The sequence below is a fragment of the Pseudomonas chlororaphis genome (genome assembly GCF_001921865.1).
Lineage (GTDB): Bacteria > Pseudomonadota > Gammaproteobacteria > Pseudomonadales > Pseudomonadaceae > Aquipseudomonas > Aquipseudomonas chlororaphis_D.
The window spans coordinates 39,709-58,701 of record NZ_MSCT01000024.1 but is presented as its reverse complement, the minus strand read 5'-3'; the positions used below and the strand labels follow the sequence as shown (position 1 = coordinate 58,701).

16 protein-coding genes are annotated in these 18,993 nt (G+C 64.8%); all 16 read right to left on the bottom strand.

Annotation, left to right across the window (positions count from 1 at the left end; all coding sequences use genetic code 11):
- Positions 1–13: 13 nt before the first annotated feature.
- The 16 genes from BTN82_RS28720 to tssE all read right to left on the bottom strand — a co-directional run bounded on the left by BTN82_RS28720 (position 14) and on the right by tssE (position 18,991).
- Positions 14–1,075: a serine/threonine-protein kinase gene (locus BTN82_RS28720; protein ID WP_075122385.1), complete on the bottom strand. Its 1,062-nt coding sequence runs from the start codon at positions 1,073–1,075 to the stop codon at positions 14–16.
- A complete protein-coding gene (locus BTN82_RS28715) occupies positions 1,072–1,800 on the bottom strand; it encodes a PP2C family protein-serine/threonine phosphatase (RefSeq protein WP_075122384.1) in 729 nt (242 codons plus the stop codon). The genes BTN82_RS28720 and BTN82_RS28715 overlap by 4 nt, the downstream gene beginning before the upstream one ends.
- Positions 1,800–5,327 carry a type VI secretion system membrane subunit TssM gene (gene tssM / locus BTN82_RS28710; RefSeq protein ID WP_075122383.1) on the bottom strand — a complete coding sequence of 1,176 codons (3,528 nt, stop codon included), beginning with the start codon at positions 5,325–5,327 and terminating at the stop codon, positions 1,800–1,802. The genes BTN82_RS28715 and tssM overlap by 1 nt, the downstream gene beginning before the upstream one ends.
- 14 nt (positions 5,328–5,341) lie before the next feature.
- Entirely contained in the window at positions 5,342–6,211 is an 870-nt protein-coding gene (icmH, locus tag BTN82_RS28705) for a type IVB secretion system protein IcmH/DotU (RefSeq protein WP_075122382.1), read from the bottom strand.
- A 5-nt stretch (positions 6,212–6,216) separates the two neighbouring features.
- Positions 6,217–7,548: a type VI secretion system baseplate subunit TssK gene (gene tssK / locus BTN82_RS28700; RefSeq protein WP_075122381.1), complete on the bottom strand. Its 1,332-nt coding sequence runs from the start codon at positions 7,546–7,548 to the stop codon at positions 6,217–6,219.
- A 2-nt stretch (positions 7,549–7,550) separates the two neighbouring features.
- Entirely contained in the window at positions 7,551–8,051 is a 501-nt protein-coding gene (tssJ, locus tag BTN82_RS28695; protein ID WP_075122380.1) for a type VI secretion system lipoprotein TssJ, read from the bottom strand.
- 5 nt (positions 8,052–8,056) lie between these two features.
- Positions 8,057–9,250: a type VI secretion system-associated FHA domain protein TagH gene (tagH, locus tag BTN82_RS28690; protein WP_075122379.1), complete on the bottom strand. Its 1,194-nt coding sequence runs from the start codon at positions 9,248–9,250 to the stop codon at positions 8,057–8,059.
- 17 nt (positions 9,251–9,267) lie between these two features.
- Positions 9,268–9,408 carry a type VI secretion protein gene (locus BTN82_RS28685; protein WP_075122378.1) on the bottom strand — a complete coding sequence of 47 codons (141 nt, stop codon included), beginning with the start codon at positions 9,406–9,408 and terminating at the stop codon, positions 9,268–9,270.
- Between the two features lie 95 nt (positions 9,409–9,503).
- On the bottom strand, positions 9,504–11,021 hold the full coding sequence (locus tag BTN82_RS28680) for a sigma-54 interaction domain-containing protein (protein WP_075122377.1): 1,518 nt from the start codon (positions 11,019–11,021) through the stop codon (positions 9,504–9,506).
- Between the two features lie 10 nt (positions 11,022–11,031).
- Positions 11,032–13,692: a type VI secretion system ATPase TssH gene (gene tssH, locus BTN82_RS28675; protein ID WP_186828466.1), complete on the bottom strand. Its 2,661-nt coding sequence runs from the start codon at positions 13,690–13,692 to the stop codon at positions 11,032–11,034.
- Between the two features lie 6 nt (positions 13,693–13,698).
- Positions 13,699–14,706: a type VI secretion system baseplate subunit TssG gene (gene tssG, locus BTN82_RS28670; protein ID WP_075122376.1), complete on the bottom strand. Its 1,008-nt coding sequence runs from the start codon at positions 14,704–14,706 to the stop codon at positions 13,699–13,701.
- Positions 14,670–16,457: a type VI secretion system baseplate subunit TssF gene (gene tssF, locus BTN82_RS28665; RefSeq protein WP_075122375.1), complete on the bottom strand. Its 1,788-nt coding sequence runs from the start codon at positions 16,455–16,457 to the stop codon at positions 14,670–14,672. Before tssF ends, tssG begins: the two co-directional genes overlap by 37 nt.
- Positions 16,458–16,873: 416 nt before the next feature.
- Positions 16,874–17,713, bottom strand: a complete 840-nt coding sequence (locus BTN82_RS28655; protein ID WP_075122373.1) for a hypothetical protein — start codon at positions 17,711–17,713, stop codon at positions 16,874–16,876.
- A gap of 3 nt (positions 17,714–17,716) precedes the next feature.
- On the bottom strand, positions 17,717–18,223 hold the full coding sequence (locus BTN82_RS28650; RefSeq protein ID WP_075122372.1) for a PAAR domain-containing protein: 507 nt from the start codon (positions 18,221–18,223) through the stop codon (positions 17,717–17,719).
- Positions 18,213–18,581, bottom strand: coding sequence for a hypothetical protein (locus BTN82_RS28645; protein WP_075122371.1), 369 nt, complete (start codon positions 18,579–18,581; stop codon positions 18,213–18,215). The genes BTN82_RS28650 and BTN82_RS28645 overlap by 11 nt, the downstream gene beginning before the upstream one ends.
- Before the next feature lie 2 nt (positions 18,582–18,583).
- Positions 18,584–18,991, bottom strand: a complete 408-nt coding sequence (gene tssE, locus BTN82_RS28640) for a type VI secretion system baseplate subunit TssE (RefSeq protein WP_016703136.1) — start codon at positions 18,989–18,991, stop codon at positions 18,584–18,586.
- Positions 18,992–18,993: the final 2 nt, after the last annotated feature.

Below are 18,993 nucleotides of genomic sequence, written 5' to 3'. Positions count from 1 at the left end.
CCCTGTTCGGTGGTCATCCGTTACGCCGATGGAACCAGCGTTGCAGCCAGGACGAATCCGCGCGCATGGCGTCGCGCAATGCTTGGGCGGAAATGCTGCGGTCCGCCGCGTCAAAGGCCAGCGCTGCGCGCAGGGCTGGCCAACAGTGTCTGGGAAGGTGCGTGGGTGCTTGCAGCGAGCGGTGCAACTGCTCGTCGCGGGCCTGGGTCGACGGTAACCGGCGATACGGGTGCTTGCCGCCGGCCAGCTCGTAGATCACGCAGGCCACCGCGTACAGGTCGGCGCTGGCCGACAAGGCCCCGCCTTCCAGCAATTCGGGGGCGGCATAGCCGGGCGTCCAGGCGTTGAAGCGGCTGCGGCTCAGTTGCGGCAGGCCGGGCAACACGCCCTCCTCGGCCTGGCTCAGGCCGAAGTCGAACAGCCGCACGCCGTCTTCGCAGAGCATCACGTTGCTCGGCTTCAGGTCGCCGTGCAGCACACCGCGAGCGTGGCTGTACGCCAGGGCATCGAGCAGTGGCAGCACGACGTCGCGCAGCTCTTTCCAGGGCAGGCCCAGCGGCCTCTCGCAGAGCAGTTTGTCCAGGGTCAGGCCGCGCATCAGCTCCATGGTGATGAAGGCGCGCTGGCACTGGGTGTCCACCTCGAAGCTGTGCAGGCGCACGACGTTCGGGTGGCGCAGGCGTCGGGTCAGGGCGAACTCGCTGTAGAGCAAGGCGCTGGCATCCGGCGTCGCGGAAAATTCTTCGCCCATGACTTTGAGCGCGATGTAAGGGTCGGGGTCGCCGAACTGCTCGTGCAGCAGGTCCCGCGCGCGGTAGACCGCGCCCATGCCGCCCGCGCCGAGCAGGCGCTCGAGGCGGTAACGTCCGCCCAGCACCTCCGGCAGTCCGCCCGCCGGCGCCGCGGGCTTGCTCTTGCCGCGGTTCCTGGAACGGTTGCGGCCTTTGCCCTTGGCCTTGGCGGGTGCCACGGGACGCGGCGCCGCAGTGGCTTTGGCGAAGGCGAAATAGGTCAGGTTGCTGGCCTCTTCCTCGCTCATCAGGATGCCGTCCAGCGCGGACTCGAGCTCACTCATTGGCGGATCACCACGGCGGTCAGGTTGTCCCGCGCCGAGCCGCGCAGGGCACCGTCGAACAGACGTTCCAGCGCCACCTGCGGCGACGCCAGGCTCAAGGCATTGCCCAGCGCGTCGCTGCTCAGCCCCTGGTACAGGCCGTCGCTGCACAGCAGGAAGGCATCGCCGGGGTAGACCTGCAACTCCAGGACATCCAGGGTCAATTGCTCGCTGGCGCCCACCGCCCGGGTCAGGGCCTGGGCCGCCGGATGGGCGCGCGCCTGCTCGACGCTCATCTGCTGCTCGTCGATCAACTGCTGCTGCAACGAATGGTCCCTGGACAGCTGGTACAAACGCTGCCCACGCCACAGGTAGCAGCGGCTGTCGCCGGCCCAGATACACGCCGCGCGGTCGCCTTCCAGCAACAGCGCGACCACGGTGCTGCCCATGATGCTGTCGTGCCGCTCGGCGGTGACGGTCAACTCCTGCCCCAGGCGCCGGTTGAGCCAGTGCAGGCACTGGCGCAGGCCCTTGAGGCGTTCGTCGAAGCTGTCTTGCGCCGGCAACTCGGCCAGGCTGGCGACGATCAACTGGCTGGCGATATCGCCGCCCTGATGCCCGCCCATGCCGTCCGCGACCACCCAGAGCCCCTGCTCCGGACAGTCGAGGAAGGCATCTTCGTTGCGCGCCCGAACCTTGCCCGGATCGGTGCGCGCCGCGCTGCGCCAGGGGCTGGCCACCAGCATCAGAGCTGCACCGGCATGCGGAAGGTGCGCAGCACGCCCATGTCGAACGGGTTCGGCGTGCGCTGGCTCATCAGCAGGTAGTTGGCACGCAGCCCGCCCAGGTCGGCCTTGAGCACCAGCACGTCGCGGCCGGTCAGGTACTCGGTCTGCATCAGGTCGAACAGGCGGAACAGCGACCAGGGGCCAGTGTTTTTCTCGATCCCCACCGGGCGCCCGGCCATCTTGTCCAGCACCAGGCTGGTGCGGCCGTCTTCGGCGTCGGTCGGCCATTTGAAGGCCACCGGCACGATCGGACCGTGGCGGTATTCCATGGTCTTGTCGCCGAAACGGAACTCGGAACGGCTGACCGCCGGGTCCAGGGTGTAAGGCTCCAGCTTGAACTGCACCTGGGGTTCCGCCGGGTTCTCCGAGAAGAAGCTCTGGCGGATCACCTGGGCCGCGGCCATCTGGTCGAGGTAGACCTTGGACATCGGCAGGCTGTGGCCGTCGATGCTGCGCAGGCGGTAGTTGCCCGGATCGCCGCTGACGAAAGGCCGCATGTAGGTGTCGAAGAAGCGATCGGCAATCCCCTGCGCCTTGAAGAACTCGCGGAAATCGCTGATGGCGACGTCGCTGGTGCTGTGGGCGCTGAACGGATAACGCTTGCTGATGGCCTTGCCGTAGAAGCTGTACAGCTCGCTCTGGTAGCGCTGGTTGAGGTACTGGTAGGAATCGTTGAGCACCAGGCGCCAGGTGTCCTCGGCCAGCACGTTGAACCACACGCTGACCGGACGCGGCAGGCGCACCGAGGCGTTGCGCAGGTTGCTCAGCGCATCGCGCTGGCCGCTCATGCGGGTCTTGGCCATCTCGAACGCGGCCTGCTCAGGCGCGCTGGCACGGGCCAGGCCGGCCAATTGCAGTTGCAGTTCGTTGAGCGCTTGCAGCGCCGGCGTCAGGTCGGCGGCCGGACCGTTGTTGTCGTCCAGCAGGCGGTGCAGCGGCTCGAAGCGCCGTTGCAGCGACTTCTTCGCGGTGTCCGGCAGGTTCTTGGCCAGGGCTTCCTGGGCCTTGCCGGCGGCAGCCGCCGCGACCTTGCCCAGCGCCCCGCCCTTCTCGGCGGCCTTGTCCGCCGCGGCGGTGACGTCTTCGGCGCTTTCGGCGATGGCCTGGAAGCGGGTGTTCTCGCGCACTTCCACCAGCAGTTGCAGGACCGGCGAGTTGGCCGAGGTCAGGCCGGCGACTTGATCGGCGCCTTCGCCGGCATCGTTGAACGGTTGCAGGCCGACCTGGCCCACCGCTTCGCTCCAGTAGTTGGCGTAGTCGCGGAAGTACAGTTGCTCCAGCTCCACCATCAGGCGACGCAGGTCCATGCCGCTGATGCCGCTGCCTTCGCCCAGCACCCAGTTGTCACGCAGGATATCGGTGACCAGCGCGGTGCCCTGGACCGAGAAATACTGCTGGTAGCCCTGCTGGGTATAGAACCCCGGGATGGCGTAGTCGGTGCCGACGAACAGGCTGCCCTGCGGCCCCAGGTGCTGGCTCAGGCGGTATTCCGGCAGGCTGCGGGCCTGTTCGCGCAACACGCGATAGACCACGTTGGCCAGCGACTCGCTGCGCAGTACCTGGCGCGCCTGGGCCACCAGCGTGTCGTTGAGCGGGTAGCTGAACGGCAGCTTGAGCAGGCGCTCGAAGTGCCCGTTCAGGCCGTTCTGCACCGCGGTGTTGCCGGCGTAGCGGGTCGACCAGTCGGTGGCCACCCAGTCCTTGAGCCAGGACGGATCGCGGCGGTCCTGCATGTTCAGCATCAGGTAGGCCCGCAGGCTGTTGAGCAGGCGCTCGCGGTCGCGCATGTTGGTGCGGATCTGCCCTTCCAGCATCTGCGCCACCCGCGGCAGCAGCTGCGCTTGCAGCTCGCGCTCGTAGGCGCCGAGCACCACCGGGTTGCTTTCCTCGCCCTGGTACAGGCCGAGCCGCTCGTGCAGCGAGACGTCGCCCTTGGCCGGGAACACCTTGGTCGCGGCGAAGCTGGTGTCGAGGGCCTTGAGCGCCGCCATCGCGTCGTCGCGGGCGGTCAGGGCCGTGCGCTGCTGGCCCCAGTTCTGCGCCAGCGAACGCAGGTTTTCCAGGCGCTCGTAGTTGGCGGAAAAACCGCCGGCCCAGAGCAGGCCGAACACCGCCAGGGCCACCAGCGCGCCGACGTACAACGCACGCTGGCCCCAATGGATGCGGTTGCGCTCGCGCTTGTCCAGGCCGGCGAGGTCGGCCTCGGGGAAAATCACCCGGCTGAGCAGGTGGTGAATGAAGCGCGAGCGACCGCTGCGCAGGGTCGGCAGCACGCCGGCCGCCATGCCCAGGCTGGCGCCGATGCTGGCGGTGTCGCGGTCGAGCTTTTCGGTCAGGTGCGGCGCGCTGGTCAGGTAGAAGCCGCGCAGCTGGCTGGCCCGCTGGTAGCGGTTGCCGGTGAACGCCATGTCGACGAACAGGCACAGGCGCTCGCCGATCTGCCCCAGCTGGTGCGGGAAGTCGAGGATGCGCCCGCGGCGCTGGGTGTCGCGCTCCTGGTGCATGCGCATGATCACCTGGCTGTTGAGGCGGCGCAGCAGCTCTTCGAACTCCTGGCGCAGTACGGCGACGTCGGTGCCGTTCTGTTCCTTGCGGAAGCTGGTGCCAAGCACCTGGTCGCTTTCCTCGCGGCTCAGCTGATCGAAGAATTCGTCGAAGCCCAGCAGTTGGTCGGCCTTGCTCAGCACCAGGTACACCGGCACATCGACGTGCAGTTTCTGGTGCACGTCCTGCAAGCGCGCGCGCACCTGGCGCGCCAGGGTGTCGAGGTCCTGCTCGTTGCCGCTCAGCAGCAGCTCCACCGGAATGGTCACCAGCACGCCATTGAGCGGACGCCCGCGACGGCGCTTGCGCAGCAGGCCGAGCAAGGTGTTCCAGGCGCTGCCGTCGACTTCCGCGTCAGGCTGGGTCAGGTAGCGCCCGGCGGTGTCGATCAGCACGCCGTGGTCGGCGAAGTACCAGTCGCAATGCCGAGTGCCGATGGTGTCGCGGGTCAGCTTGCGGTCGATCTTGTTGATCGGGAATTCCAGGCCCGAGAAGTCCAGCAGGCTGGTCTTGCCGCTGTTCTGCGGCCCCAGCAGCAGGTACCACGGCAGGTCGTTGCGCCAGCGCTCGCTGCGCCCGCGATACAGGCTCGAGGTCTTGAGGGTGCGCATGGCTTCCTTGAAGCGGCTGCGCAGCTCTTTCTGTTCCTCGTCGATCAGCTCTTCGCGGCGCAGCCGTTCCTGGCCGTCTTCGCTGTCTTCCATTTCTTTCTTGCGGATCCCGGCGCGCCAGCTGACGAAGACCATGGTCAGGCCCCAGATCAGGAACAGCACGCTGATGGTCAGCAGGCGCGAGGTCGCGCTTTCCCAGAACTTGTAGTCGTTGACCGCCAGCAGCGGCCCGACGAACCACACCAGCAACGCCACGAACAGCACCAGCAACAGCGTCCAGACCCACGTCTTGCGCAGAAAGGCGCCGACTTTCTTGAAGAAGTTTTTCATCACACGTCCCTGTATTACGGCTGGGGCTGGACCACGGCCGGGTCAAGCTGCTGATAAGGTTGCAGAACGGTCTCGCGCTGCTCGCCCAGAACCCAGGCGAACCCCGAATACATCACCACCAGGCAGACCAGGGTGAACAGCGCGACCATCCACCACGGCACGATGCGCACCAGGCTGCGGCGCTTGTCGTGCAGGCCTTCCCAATGCGGCGACAGCTCGCGCGGCACGTCGCCGCGCAGCTGGCGGATCTGCCGGTACAGCGCATCGCGAATGCCTTCGAGTTCGAGCATGCCGCGGGCCATGACCCGGTACTTGCCCTCGAAGCCCAGCGACAGGCACAGGTACATCAGTTCCAGCATCGGCAGGTGCTTGACCGGGTTCTTCGACAACCGGTCCAGCAGCTGGAAGAACTTCTCGCCGCCGAAGGTCTCGTTGTGGAAGCTGCTGAGCAGGCTCATCTGCGACCACTCGCTTTCGTTGCCCCAGGGGGTGGTGACCACCGCCTCGTCGACCACGGTGCACAGCACGTAGCGGGCAGCCATCACCTGGCTGCTTTCCGCGCCGTTGTGCAGGGCGCGCACCTCGAACAGTTTCAGGCTGGCGGTCAGCCGCTCGTTGAGCGCATACAGGTCTTCGCGGGTGTCGCTGTGCTTGAGGCGCACCACTTCCGACAGCAGGTCCGAAGCCGCCGCCACCAGCGCGTTGAGGCTGATGTTGAAGGCTTCGGCCGGGCGCAGGCGCGCGGCGTAGATCATCCGTTCTTCCAGTTGCTCGAAACGCGGCGGCGCGGCGAAATCGGTCAGCGGACTCTGCGCCGGGCCATGGCCCTGACGATCGAGCAGGACGGTCTTGTCGTCCTGGTTGTGTTCCATGTCCTTGATCATGTCGGTCAGTTCCTGATGGCCCAGAATTTCAGTTCAAGCTCGGCGAATTCGCCGGACACGTGGAAGGCGAAGCCGCCGGAACGCTCCAGTTGCGCCAGGTCTTCGGAACTGAGTTCGAGGATGAAATAGGTTTTGTTGGAGTGGAACGCGATCTGCCGCGGCGCCACCGGCAAGGGTTTGACCTTGATTCCCGGTAGATGCAGGTTGACCAGTTGGCGAATGCGCTCCACCGGGCCGACCTTGAGGTGCGCCGGCAAGCGATGGCGCAGTTCTTCGGAGTCGCAGTTGGCGCTGGCGGCCAGGACGAACGAGGCCGAGCCCAGCAGCTTGTGGTCGTGCAACGGCGACACGATGATCCCGTACTGGCGTGCTTGCAGCACCAGCTCGATGGCGTGCTGCTCGAGCACCATCGACAGCACCTGGCGGATCGCGTCCATCAACTTGCGAAAGCTCGCGCCCTGGTCGCTGTGCTGGTAGCGGCTGTCCAGGCGCGGGCGCTTGCTGTCGCTGGCGAAGGTCGCCAGATCGCCGAGCATGGTCAGCAGCGTGCGGTACAGCTCTTCCGGGTGCACCTGCTCCAGGCCCAGGTAGTGGCGCAGCAGCAGCTCGGTGCGGTTGATCAGTTGCAGCATCATGAAGTCGCCGACTTCCGCCCCGCCGACCTTGCCGTTGGAACGGATGCGGTCGGCGATGGTGTCGCCGCGGTGGCTGAGCATGCTGATCACTTCTTTCAGGCACGACAGCAGGTAGCTCGAGGCGTGGGCATGGATGAAGGTCGGCACGAAGTCCGGGTCGAGGCTGATGACCCCGTCGGGGGTGGTGTCGAGGACTTCACAGAGCTTGAGCTTCACATAGGCCTGGTCGCTCTGTTGCTCGCCGAGCAGCAGGCGGAAGTCCGGCCGGGCGCAGCTGACCTGGCTGCTGGAATCGTCGCCGGCGTTGGAGTCGGCCACTTCCGCCTCGTAGGCGGTGTAGCGCGCCAGCACGTCGGACTGCTCCGGGCGGCGCGACTCGATATGGTTGCCGGTGACCAGCGGCAGGGCCAGGTAGACCGGGGTATTGCCGGTGTTCGGCGGTACGTCCAGGGCCAGCGGCTCGGTGTTGCCGCCCAGTTCGAACAGGCTGCCGTCGGGCAGGATGCCGGAGGCCTGGCTGATCACCAGCTTGCCCATGTTGAGGAACTGCAGGTCGATCTCCAGCCCCAGGAACCCCCAGCAATAGCTGCCCAGCAACTGGGTGCGGGTTTTCATCTGGTAGTCGTAGTAACGATCGTTGTGCTGGAAGTGCTGCGGGCGCAGCAGCATGCCTTCCTGCCAAATGACTTTATGCACGTTCATGATTACTTGTCCGCCTTGGCGAGCGTTGCGTTGCTGGAGCGGATACCGGCCTGGTCGAGGGTCAGGTCGGCGTCGGTCAGCTCCACCGGCGTGAGCTGCACCACATAGCGCCATTGGGCTTCAGAGATGTCGCGGTAGGCCGCCAGCACGCCGACGTAGCGGCTGCCTTCTTCGACGCTGAGCTTGAGCTCCACGGTTTCACCCGGGCGCAGCTCCAGTTCTTCGCTGGCCACCATGTCTGGCGCCAGGGACTCCTTGGCGCGCTCGTAGAGGCTGAAGAAATCGGCGTTCTCGAACGCCACCGGGTGCTTGAGTTCGATCAGGCGGACCACGATCGGCGACGGCCGGCCGTTGAGGTCCGGGTTGAGCTGGTCGCTGGCGGTCAACTTGAGGTTGAGCTTGGTCATGGTCGAATACGGCGACAGCGACGAGCAGCCGGCCAGCAACGCCAGGGCAGTCAGCGCGGCCAGCATCTTGAGGAACAGGGTCGAGCAGCGAGACATGCGGATCATCCTTGATGTTCGGTGTGAAGGGTGGAGATCAGGCGGATCTGTTCTTCGTAGGCCTGGGCGAAGTCGCGGGCCAGCAGGCGCTCGCTCCAGTCGTCGTCCTGGCGCAGGGCCTGGTGGTAGCGGTTGAAGGCTCTCCAGCGGCTGCCGGAGGTGGCCAGCAGCGGCTTGTTGTCGCGCTCGAAACGCAGGGTCAGCTGCTGCGGCGAGAAGTGTTCGAGGGTGCCGCGCACGGCCGCACGGCTGGCGGTCAGCAGCGCCACCTGGTGCGCCTGCAAGTCGCGGAAGGCGCGGGAGATGGCCTGGTCGGCCGGCAGTTGGCCAGGCTTGTTGCCCTGCAACAGGATGCCCAGCGCTTCGCTGGCGTCCACGGCGAACTTGAGCGGGTTCTTGCTGCCGCCCTGGGCGGTGGTCAGGGCCAGGCGCAGTTCGTTTTTCAGCTCGCTGCGGGTGCGCAGGCTCTGCTGCAAACCGCCAATGCTCTGCTTGAGCAGGCGCGCGGCATCGAGCGCCAAGGCTTCGCGCTGCTCGTGGTCGAGGCCCTTGAGGTCGACCCCCAGCGCCGCGCCGAAGCGCTCCCAGAAACCTTCGCTCTGGCGTTCCACCGGGGCCGGCTCGACGGCGACCGGCGCCTCGGGCTGCGCCACCAGTTCCGGCACCAGCAGGCTTTCCATGTCGATGCGCGCATAGTCGGCGCGCTGGCGCGGTTCCTGGCGCGGCGTGTTGAGCGCGGTCAGCTCGTCGATTTCCGAATACACCCGCTCCTGCTGCTCCAGCGCGTTGAGCGGGTCGAGGTCGAGGAACGCGTCATCGGGAATGATGCTGCCGGCCGCTTGCGGACGCCCGACTTCGGTGTCGAAGGTCGCCGGGTCGCGCACCAGCCGCGCACGGATTTCGAAATCCCCCAGCACGTAGACGCTGCCGTGCTCGATCCGCTGCGGCTCGCCCTTGCGCAGACGGGCGCCGCTATCGCTGGCCTGGATCCCGTTGCTGCTGGTGTCGGTGAGGAAAAACACCCCGTCGCGGAAGCTGACGATCGCGTGGTGATTGGACAGGTGGCGCTTGCGATCGGGAATGATCCAGTCGCAATCCTCGCCCCGCCCGATCACCCCGCCGGCCTGCTTGAAGGTTTTGCTGCTCAACTCCGTGGGCACGAACTGCTTGGTGTTCAGCATTTCGAAAACCAGTTCCATGATGATGCTCCTTGCGGTCACTTGCCGCGATTGACCGCCTGCGGATCACCCAAGGGGCGATAGGTGTTGTCGTTGAATTTGTAATTGCCGCTACAGCCGCCGAGGCCGCTGAGAACGAGCAGGGCCAACAGGGCGGCTTGCCAGTGACGAACAGACATCAGAGGGTCTCCATGGATAGACAATGCACAAAGCGCCGACCCTGGCGGGCGACGCTGCGAGAAACGCGAAAGGCGCTGGGGAAAGTCATGTCGCGCTAACCCTCGAAGTCGCCAAGATTGATATTCAGCCGCCCGAGGCGGTACAGCAGCGTGCGCCGCGGCAAGCCCAGCTCGCGGGCCGCCAGGGTCTGGTTGCCGTCGTTCTTGCGCAGGCAATCGAGCAGCAGATGGCGCTCGACTTTCTCCAGGCGCTCGCGCAGGTTCAGCCCCGGTTCTTCCGGCAGCGCCTCGCTGCTCAGGGAGAAATGCTCGGCCAGCAGCTCACCGCCTTCGCAGAGCAACACCGCGCGCTCCACCAGGCCCTTGAGCTCGCGCACGTTGCCCGGAAAGGTGTAGCCCGAGAGGTGATTGAGGGCGGTGTCCGACCAGCTCACCGGGTCGCGTTGCAGGAAGCTGCACGCCTTGTCGGCGAAGTGTCGGGCCAGGTCGAGGATGTCGCCCTCGCGCTGGCGCAACGCCGGCAACTCGATCGGGAACTGCGCCAGGCGGTAGTACAGGTCTTCGCGGAACTTGCCTTCGCTGACCAGCACCGCCAGGTCGCGGTGGGTCGCGGCGATGATCCGCACGTCGATCTTGTGGGTGTCGTTGGAACCCAGCGGACGGATCTCGCCTTCCTGCAAGACGCGCAGCAGCTTGGCTTGCAGCGACAGCGGCATGTCGCCGATCTCGTCGAGCAACAGGGTGCCGCCGTTGGCCGCGTCGAACAGCCCCGGGCGGTCGCGGTCGGCGCCGGTGAAGGCGCCCTTGCGGTAGCCGAACAGTTCGCTCTCCAGCAGGTTCTCCGGGAACGCCGCGCAGTTCTGCACGATGAACGCCTGGGACCGTCGCGGGCCGTAGTCGTGGATGGCCCGCGCCACCACTTCCTTGCCGGTGCCGGTTTCGCCGCGCAGCAGCACGGTATAGGGACTGTGCAGCACCTTGCTGATCAACTGGTAGGTCTGGCGCATGGCCGCGCTGTTGCCGATCAGCCCGTAACCGCTGGCGCTGACCGGGGTGGCGGCCACAGGCGCCGCGTCGCCCACCGGCCGACGCAGACGGTGCAGCAGATGCAACTGGCCGAGCACGAACGAACCCAGCTGCCCCATGGAATCGGCGAACCCCTGGAGGTCGACATGTTCGCGGCTGGCGCACAGCAGCAAGCCTTCGACGGCTTTCTGCGTGTTCACCAGCGGCACGCACAACAGCGACTGCCAGGGGCTGTCCCGGGTCGGCAGGAAGCTGGTTTCGTGCAGGCTGCCGCTCAGGCCCACCAGGCTCACCACGCGGTTCTGGCACAGGGCGAATTGCAGCAGCTGTTCGCCGTTGTAGTCCGCCGGCAGGCTCGCCGCTTCCCGCGGTTGCAGCAGGCCGCCCAGGCATTCGGCGCTCAGGCCCAGGCGGGTGTGGGTGGCGTCCAACAAGTACAGCTGGCTCAGCTCACAGCCGCTGAGCTCGGCCACGCCGCGCACGAAGTCGCCCAGCAGCGCGGCGCCGTCGGCGGCGCGAGACAGGCTGGCGAACTGCGCCAGCAGCGCCTCGGCATAGATCAGCGGTTGCGGTACACGAGTGAACATCACACCCACCTCAGGCGAACTCGCAGGTCACGCCGCCGCTGCTGTCGAGCGTCGCGTGCACGCGTTTGAGGTTCTCGCCGCTGGCCATGGCTTCCAGCAGGCGGTCGGCCACCAGCGGCAGCACGTGCAGGTCGAGCAAGTGGTCGATCAGGCGCGCGCCGCTTTCGCTCTGGGTGCAACGTTCGGCCAGGTGGTCCACCAGGTTCTGGCAGTGGCTGAAATCCAGCTGGCGGCGGTTCAGGCGCTCGCCCAGACGGCCCAGCTTGATCTCGATCAGCTCGCGCAGCACCGGGCCGCCCACCGGGTAGTACGGCACCACGCGCATGCGCGCCAGCAGCGCCGGCTTGAAGTGCTTGCTCAGCACCGGGCGGATGGTTTCTTCCAGGGTCTCGGCGCTCGGCCGCTCGCCGTTCTCGCACAGCGCGGCGATGCGCTCGCTGGCCAGGTTCGAGGTCATCAGGATCAACGTGTTGCGAAAGTCGATTTCACGCCCTTCGCCGTCGTTGGCCACGCCCTTGTCGAAGATCTGATAGAACAGGTTGAGCACGTCCGGGTCGGCCTTCTCGACCTCGTCGAGCAGCACCACCGAATAGGGTTTCTGCCGCACCGCCTCGGTGAGCATGCCGCCTTCGCCGTAGCCGACATAGCCGGGCGGCGCGCCGATCAGGCGCGACACGGTGTGCTTCTCCTGGAACTCGGACATGTTGATGGTGGTGATGAAACGATCGCCGCCGTACAGCAGGTCGGCCAGGGCCAGGGCGGTCTCGGTCTTGCCGACGCCGCTCGGGCCCACCAGCAGGAACACCCCCACCGGCGCGTCCGGTTTGTTCAGGCCGGCGGCGGTGGCGCGCATCGAACGATCCAACGCGTGCACCGCCTGTTCCTGGCCGCGAATGCGCGTGCGCAGGTCAGTGGCGAAGCTCGCCACCTTGGCGTTGTGTTCGCGGGCCAGTTGCGCCAGCGGCACGCCGGTCCAGGCGCTGATCACTTCGGCCACCAGCCGCGGGCAGACTTCGAAGCTGACCAGGCGCTCCTTGCCTTGCGCGGCGCTCAGGGCGCTGTGGGTCTGGTTCAATTCGGCTTCCAGCGCCTCGACGCTCGGGCCTTGCGCAACCTCGGCGGCGAAGGTCTCGATCACGGTGCCTTCGGCGTCTTCCTCGACACTGATGCTCGGCTCGACCGCCGCGGCATCGCGGGCCTTGGCCAGTTGCTGGCGCAGCTCCAGCAGGCGCTCGGCCAACTGCTTCTGCTCGGTCCACTGGGTTTCCAGGGCGGCCATTTCGCTTTGGGCTTCGTCCAGGCGCGCTTCCAGGGCATCCAGCGCCTCATGGTCGATCGGCAAGCCGGCTTCGGCATCGCGGCGCAGGGCCTGGCGCTGGCGGCCGCCTTCGGCCAGTTCGCCACGCAGGCGCTCCAGGCTTTCCGGCGCCGCGGCGAGGCTGATGCGCACCCGGGCGCAGGCGGTGTCGAGCACGTCCACCGCCTTGTCCGGCAGTTGGCGACCAGCCAGGTAACGGGCCGACAGCTCGGCGGCGGCCACCACCGCGTCGTCGCGCAGGTAGATGCCGTGGCTCTTCTCGTAGACCTGGGCCAGGCCACGGAGGATGGTCACCGCTTCGCCAACGGTCGGTTCGTGCAGTTGCACCGGCTGGAAGCGCCGGGCCAGGGCCGGGTCTTTCTCGAAGTACTTCTTGTACTCGGCCCAGGTGGTGGCGGCGATGGTACGCAGCTCGCCGCGGGCCAGGGCCGGCTTGAGCAGGTTGGCCGCGTCGGAGCCGCCCGCGTTGCCGCCGGCGCCGATCAGGGTGTGGGCTTCGTCGATAAACAGAATGATCGGCTTGGGCGAAGCCTTGACCTCGTCGATCACGCCTTTGAGGCGACGCTCGAACTCGCCCTTGACGCTGGCGCCAGCCTGCAACAGGCCCATGTCCAGCGACAGCAGCTCGACGCCCTTGAGCACCTGCGGCACCTCGCCGGCGGCGATGCGCGAGGCCAGGCCTTCGACCACCGCGGTTTTACCGACGCCGGCTTCGCCGACCACGATCGGGTTGTTCTTGCGGCGCCGGGCGAGGATGTCGACCATCTGGCGGATCGCGCCGTCGCGGCACAGCACCGGGTCGAGCTTGCCGTCGCGGGCCTGCTGGGTCAGGTTGTGGGTGAAGCGCTGTAGCAGCGACTCGCCCGGCGCCGCCGGTTTGCCGCTGGCCGGCTCTTCCTTTTGCGATAGGGCGAAATCCTTCAAGCGCTCGATGTTCAGCTTGGCCAGCAACGGCTGGTAGCGGCTGCCGGCGTAGCGCATCGGGTTGCGCAGCAGCGCGAGGATCAGCGCCGCCTGCTCGACCTGGCTCTGGCCCAGTTCGAGGTTGGCCACCAACAAGGCGTCCTGCAGCCACTGCACCAGTTCCGGGGCGAACACCGGGTTGCGCGAAGCGCTGTGCTCGACCCGCGACTGCAACGCCGCGCTCAACTCGCCGGCATCCACTTCGGCGTCCTGCAGGGCGCGAGCGAGCAAGCCCTGGGGGCGCTCCAGCAGGCCCAGCAGCAGGTCTTCCACGAGGATCTTGCTACCGCCCCGGGCCACGCAGCGTTCGGCGGAGCTTTCCAGGTCGCGGCGGGTCTCGGCGTCCAGCGCCTGGATCAATTGCTGCAGGTCTACGTTGATCATGATCATCTGTCCTTAATGAATTTTGCTGCCCAGGGTCACCACGCCGTCCGCGCGTTCGCGGCCGAGCCAACTGGTCCACCCGAGGCGACAGGCGTTCTGCTCACCGATGCGCAGTTCGCGGATTTCTTCCTGGCGCAGGACCAGGCGAATGTCGTAGTCCAGCGGGTCACGCAGGGTGAACCGCACCAGCGCGCACAGCGGCTGGTAGCCGAAACCGATCGGCAGGAATTCGTGGAAACGCTGCCAGTCGAGCTGGCGGATATGGATGCGGAACTTGCCGCTGCGGTCGCGCACCCGCTCGCCCAGCACCAGGTCTTCGCCGAGCTGGCTGTTGGCGCGGCCCAGGCGGTTGCGCTGCTCTTCGAGAATCTCCACCCGACGCTCGATGCACTGCTCGATCACCAGGTCCGCGTGCTTGAAGTAGTAACGCAGCACGGCCTCGATCAGCGCCGCCGAGTGAGCCCGCAGGCTGAGCAGGCCGAGGTACGGCAGCAGGCGCTTCCAGTTCAGTTCCTTGGCCTGGCGGATTTCTTCGCCGCCCAGGCCGATCAGGGCGAACAGCTGGGCGGAAAACGGGTCCAGGGCGCCGCTCTCGAAGCTCGCGCGGTAGCGGTACTTGCGCCAGATCGGCAGCATCAGCCGTTGCAGGCGATGGTGGAACAGGTCGAGGAAGTTGCGCGTCGGGTTGCCGTCTTCGCTGTCGCCCAGGGCTTGCTCGCCGTAGAACGCCGGCAGCGGCGAACCGGAGCCGAACAGCCCGATCAGGTTGAAGCGCAGGCGCGCGCGCATCTGCCCGCGCTCCTCGAAAAACTCCACGCGATCGACGTCGCTGCCGGGGAACCCCAGGCTCGGATTGGCCTGGAATTCCAGCTGGTCGTAGAGATCCTCTTCGCTCAGGCCCGGATGGGAATCGCGCAGCCGGTCCACCACCAGCAGCACGGCCTGGAACAGCGAGTACTCGCGAATGCCCTGGGTCAGCCCGCTTAAAGCAGGGGCTGCAGACCCATACGTGGTGTCCATTGGTACACCTCTCCCTGTGTACTTTTTACCCGCAGCTCGTGGTACGAGTTGAGACTGGCGTAAAGAGCGAAAAACTCGTTGAGAACCGAGGCGAAGACGAACATGTCGCCTTCGCCGATATAGCCTTCCGGATCGATCGTCAGCTCGGTGCGCAAACCGCGCAGCGGCAGGCCCCGGTGCAGGCGGTCGACATGCTCGTGGCGGATCGACTTGAGCCCGCCCAGCAGGCGCTTGCTGACTTTTTCCAGGTGCTGGTCGTAGTAGCGCGGCAGGTCGTAGGTTTCGAGAATCACCTTGAGCGCATCGACGTTGGCCAGCGACAGGTAGTTGAGCGACATGTTGCTGATCAGCTTCCACAGGAAGTCGCGATTCAGCGGCGGCGCGTAACTGGACGTGGCCGGGGTGATGTTGCGGAAACTGAGGAATTCCGGGGTTTCCTCGCACGCCTGGTTGATCTGGCCGAGCTTGAGCCGGCGCGGCAGGTTCTGGTTGGTGCAGGTCAGCTCGATGGACAGGGTTTCATGGGCCTCGGTGTGGCGGATGCCAAAGCTCAGGTAGGTGTCCAGGCCGTCGTGCAGCAACGAGGAACGCTGGCGGATGCTGTAGTGCGGGCGGCTTTGCGGCACGTCGAAACTCGGGTCGTGCTCGAACGACTCGAACGGCACGTAGTCCTGGTAGCCCAGGCCGCCCGGCTTCCAGCCGGTCACGGTTTCCACCGAGAACACGCCGCAGTTTTCCAGGTCGTACTCGGCCGGCAACAGCAGGTACTCGTCCTGCTTGCCGTCGAGGCGGATCGGCAAGGCGTCGTGCTTGAACAGGTTGGCGATCGGCGTGCAATACAGCTTCACGTTGTCCAGGGTCGGCCGCAGGCGCTGGATGCCGCTCTTGCGAATGTCGAAGCGCACTTCCAGGCCGTGCAGCTGCTTGAGGGTGTCCTCCGGCAGCGCCTTGAGCAGGTCCAGGCCATTCAGGTCGACGAACAGGAACTTGTCCTGGAAGGCGAAATACTCTTGCAGGTAGCGATAGCCGCGGAAGGTGTTCAGCGGGTACGGGATCAACGCCTCTTCTTCGGCAAACCCCACCGGCTGCACGCGGTTGCCCGGCATCTTGAACGACATGGGGTCGCCGCTGACGCCGGGGAACGGCCTGCCGTCCATGCCCAGCGGCACCAGCTCGATGCCTTCGAGGTTGCGCAGCAGGCTCAGGTAGAGCATCTGGCTGATGTAGCGCTCGCCCGCCAGGTGCAGGCGCAGGCGGCTCAGGTTCAGCTCGCCGAGGTGGCCGTCGCAACTCATCTCCAGGCGCAGGCTGAGCAGCGCGCCGTCGCCCTTCACCGAGTAGTTCAGCGCCGTCAGGTCCAGCGGCAGGACTTCGGTCGGGTAGCAAGTGCGGAAGCGGCAACGCACGTCGTCGATGGGCTCGCTCTCCACCGGCGTATCGCGCTCCACGCGCAGCGCCGGCCCGGATTGCTTCAGCGGGTCGAACTGCAAGATGCTGAACGCCGGCAACGGCCGCATGTAGTTCGGCCACAACAGGTGCATCAGCGAGTGGCTCAGCTCCGGCAGCTCGTCGTCGAGCTTCTGCCGCAGGCGGCCAGTGAGGAAGGCGAAACCTTCGAGCAGGCGCTCCACATCCGGGTCCCGCCCGGCCTGCCCCAGGAACGGCGCCAGGGCCGGACTACGCTCGGCGAAACGGCGACCCAACTGGCGCAGCGCGGTGAGTTCGCTTTGGTAGTAGTGGTTAAAGGACATTTCTGGCTGCCTGGTATTAAATTCGTTTGAGTTCGCTGTTTTATGGACTTCAGAAAACCGCTACTGGGCCCTGGCCGTATTCGGACTTAGCACTAACTTAGAAAATCTCATAAACAACCCAATCACCGAAGCGGCTCAAACTCACCGCAATGACCGCAAATAAAACAAACGAATCGAGCCCGACCCGGAAGTCTCGAAACCTAACCAAACGAACTATGCTTTTTACAAGATAATAAAAACCGACAACTATCATCGGAAGATAAAGAAAAAGACAAACTACGAAAAAGAACGTATACGCCGACTGAGGAAACGACAATCCCATAAGGTCGATACTGAATCCCCACGGGGCTTTGGGCTCGGTAAAGCTCAAAGACAGCATGACAAGAGAAATGAAGATAACGAAATATCGCATCATTTTAACGAAGCCCTTCGTCATACAGCCGCCTTGCAAGCTCCCGATGTCTTAATTGACCGTCCGCATCATCGCCTGAGTAGTAAAAATGTCCTTGGTTAGTGCCTGACATCTGCCCCGCAAGTTCGGGCGCAACGCTGACTAACTCGGCATCCGTCATCCCGGCATAAATCGGGTCGCCCTTATCCGTCAGGTCAATAATTGTTGTTTTGATTATTTTCGGATGCTCGGTTACCGCATCCTTCAGATCCTGGTTGATCGGCGCACCGATGAGAACCAAGTGATCCACAATAATATCCTTGCGCGCATGATACATAGCGCTACGCGCTGCAATCACCGCTCCCCATGAGTACCCAACAATATTGAACTGTCCGGAAGTCGGTATCTTTTTTGATATGCCAATGGCAGCGAGGGAGAAATCCGCAGGTTGGCTTTCTACAACTGGCATAGTGCTTTTGACAGCGACCAAACCATACAAATCGGTTCTTTCTTTTACAACGCCCAACTGATCATATTCAAACTCTGCTGGCCGACTACTGTCCTGGTTATAAAAAATAACTGCCGATGCGTCAGCGAGCATATCAATCATTGGATGAACATGCTCATCTGCCCCTGTGATCAGGGATGAGTAGTTTCCGTAGACGGCGTTAGCAATACCGACCTCGGTAAATGCATTGATCATATCGGCGTTATAACCACCGATCATCCCAGCGCCACCCAAAAATACGGTCAGCCCCGGCTCAACTACAACCGGCTTGGGGACAAGCTCTTTAGTCGGGGAACTTTGCACTGTAGCAACTTTTTTGAAAGTGCCACTTGAAGTGCTGATGCTATCAGTAGCCATTCGTCAACTTCCCGCTGCTACGTAGACTTCGACTTTCTCTGCTCGCACATGTCGAGCAAGCCGATGAGTAAGCCCGGCATCATTGGTAGTTCCTTCTTCCTGCGTGCCATCTTCGCGGACAAGCAGATACCGGCGATTAGCAATCGGGGCCCCCGACTCATCTGTCAGCGCAAACTGCTCATCAAACCCAGGAATAATCAGCGGCACTGGAGGAACAAACGGCGCCGGCGAATGCGAGTTGCCAATAACCACCGTCGCCGAGCCACCGGTAACGATATTTCCATGCGTCCCAACTGAATCAACCGTGGCCGCCGGCTTGCCATTGATCAGCACAGTAGTCGCCAAGCCGCCAGACATCGCCCCGCCACAGGCCGAGGCATCGCCCTGGCTGGCGGCGGGCAGGCCGTCGAAGAACACGTCACCGGAACCGGCGACGATCGGGTTGGTGCCGTGACCCGGCAATGGGCAAGCGGTCGGGTCTGAAACCCGAGCGGCAGGTTTACCGGACATGCTCACCTCCCATGGGCAGGATGGGCGGCGTGAGCGTTGGCGATGCTGCCAGCTTTGCCGCAGGGACCGGTTGTGCCGGGTCATGCAGCAATACCGCTTGTGTAGTGGCAATAATCGAGAGGCGTGCGCCTTTCACCTCAACGGCTTTGTCATTGGCCTCGATAGTTACGCTGTGGCCACTTTTGAAGGTCAGCCGGTGAACCTGCCGGCCTTCTTCCTGAACGATCTCATGAGTGTCCAGATCCAGCAGGTTGGTCAGCCCTATGGTTGCATCGGGCTTACCAAATGCAACATGGTCGACCGCTTCAACGGTGCGGCTGGCTACCTCGCCCAAACGCGTGAAATTGTCTTCGCTCATCTTCATGTCACCTTGACCTGACCGCTGCCATCCAGGCGCGCGGAAAAACTGACCTGGCGCTTGAACCCGTCCACCTCAAGCAGGCCTTCGATATTGAAAGCCAGCTTGAGCTGGTCGTGATCGCGCGGCAGGGAAACGACACGCACATTGCTCAGGCGCGGTTCGTAGGCTTCGATGAAGCTTTCGATGGCCAGGCGAGCCTGGCTCAAGGCGTCGTGCAAGCTCAGGCGCATGTCGTTGAGATCGGGCAGCCCGTAATCGGACAGCGTCTGCACGCTGCCCGCACGGGTGCTGAGCATCTTGCCCAGATGGGCAGCCACCGACGCCATGGCGGAAACCTCGCGGCTCCAGCCGACACGCTTGTCGGCCTCGCCACTCAGGCGCTCGAAAAGGCTGCCGTATCCGGTCATGA

Excerpts from the sequence above, each read along its gene's own strand:
- BTN82_RS28720 (WP_075122385.1), bottom strand. The coding sequence starts at position 1,075 with ATGAGTGAGCTCGAGTCCGCGCTGGACGGCATCCTGATGAGCGAGGAA.
- BTN82_RS28715 (WP_075122384.1), bottom strand. The coding sequence starts at position 1,800 with ATGCTGGTGGCCAGCCCCTGGCGCAGCGCGGCGCGCACCGATCCGGGC.
- tssM (WP_075122383.1), bottom strand. The coding sequence starts at position 5,327 with ATGAAAAACTTCTTCAAGAAAGTCGGCGCCTTTCTGCGCAAGACGTGG.
- icmH (WP_075122382.1), bottom strand. The coding sequence starts at position 6,211 with ATGATCAAGGACATGGAACACAACCAGGACGACAAGACCGTCCTGCTC.
- tssK (WP_075122381.1), bottom strand. The coding sequence starts at position 7,548 with ATGAACGTGCATAAAGTCATTTGGCAGGAAGGCATGCTGCTGCGCCCG.
- tssJ (WP_075122380.1), bottom strand. The coding sequence starts at position 8,051 with ATGTCTCGCTGCTCGACCCTGTTCCTCAAGATGCTGGCCGCGCTGACT.
- tagH (WP_075122379.1), bottom strand. The coding sequence starts at position 9,250 with ATGGAACTGGTTTTCGAAATGCTGAACACCAAGCAGTTCGTGCCCACG.
- BTN82_RS28685 (WP_075122378.1), bottom strand. The coding sequence starts at position 9,408 with ATGTCTGTTCGTCACTGGCAAGCCGCCCTGTTGGCCCTGCTCGTTCTC.
- BTN82_RS28680 (WP_075122377.1), bottom strand. The coding sequence starts at position 11,021 with ATGTTCACTCGTGTACCGCAACCGCTGATCTATGCCGAGGCGCTGCTG.
- tssH (WP_186828466.1), bottom strand. The coding sequence starts at position 13,692 with ATGATCATGATCAACGTAGACCTGCAGCAATTGATCCAGGCGCTGGAC.
- tssG (WP_075122376.1), bottom strand. The coding sequence starts at position 14,706 with ATGGACACCACGTATGGGTCTGCAGCCCCTGCTTTAAGCGGGCTGACC.
- tssF (WP_075122375.1), bottom strand. The coding sequence starts at position 16,457 with ATGTCCTTTAACCACTACTACCAAAGCGAACTCACCGCGCTGCGCCAG.
- BTN82_RS28655 (WP_075122373.1), bottom strand. The coding sequence starts at position 17,713 with ATGGCTACTGATAGCATCAGCACTTCAAGTGGCACTTTCAAAAAAGTT.
- BTN82_RS28650 (WP_075122372.1), bottom strand. The coding sequence starts at position 18,223 with ATGTCCGGTAAACCTGCCGCTCGGGTTTCAGACCCGACCGCTTGCCCA.
- BTN82_RS28645 (WP_075122371.1), bottom strand. The coding sequence starts at position 18,581 with ATGAGCGAAGACAATTTCACGCGTTTGGGCGAGGTAGCCAGCCGCACC.
- tssE (WP_016703136.1), bottom strand. The coding sequence starts at position 18,991 with ATGACCGGATACGGCAGCCTTTTCGAGCGCCTGAGTGGCGAGGCCGAC.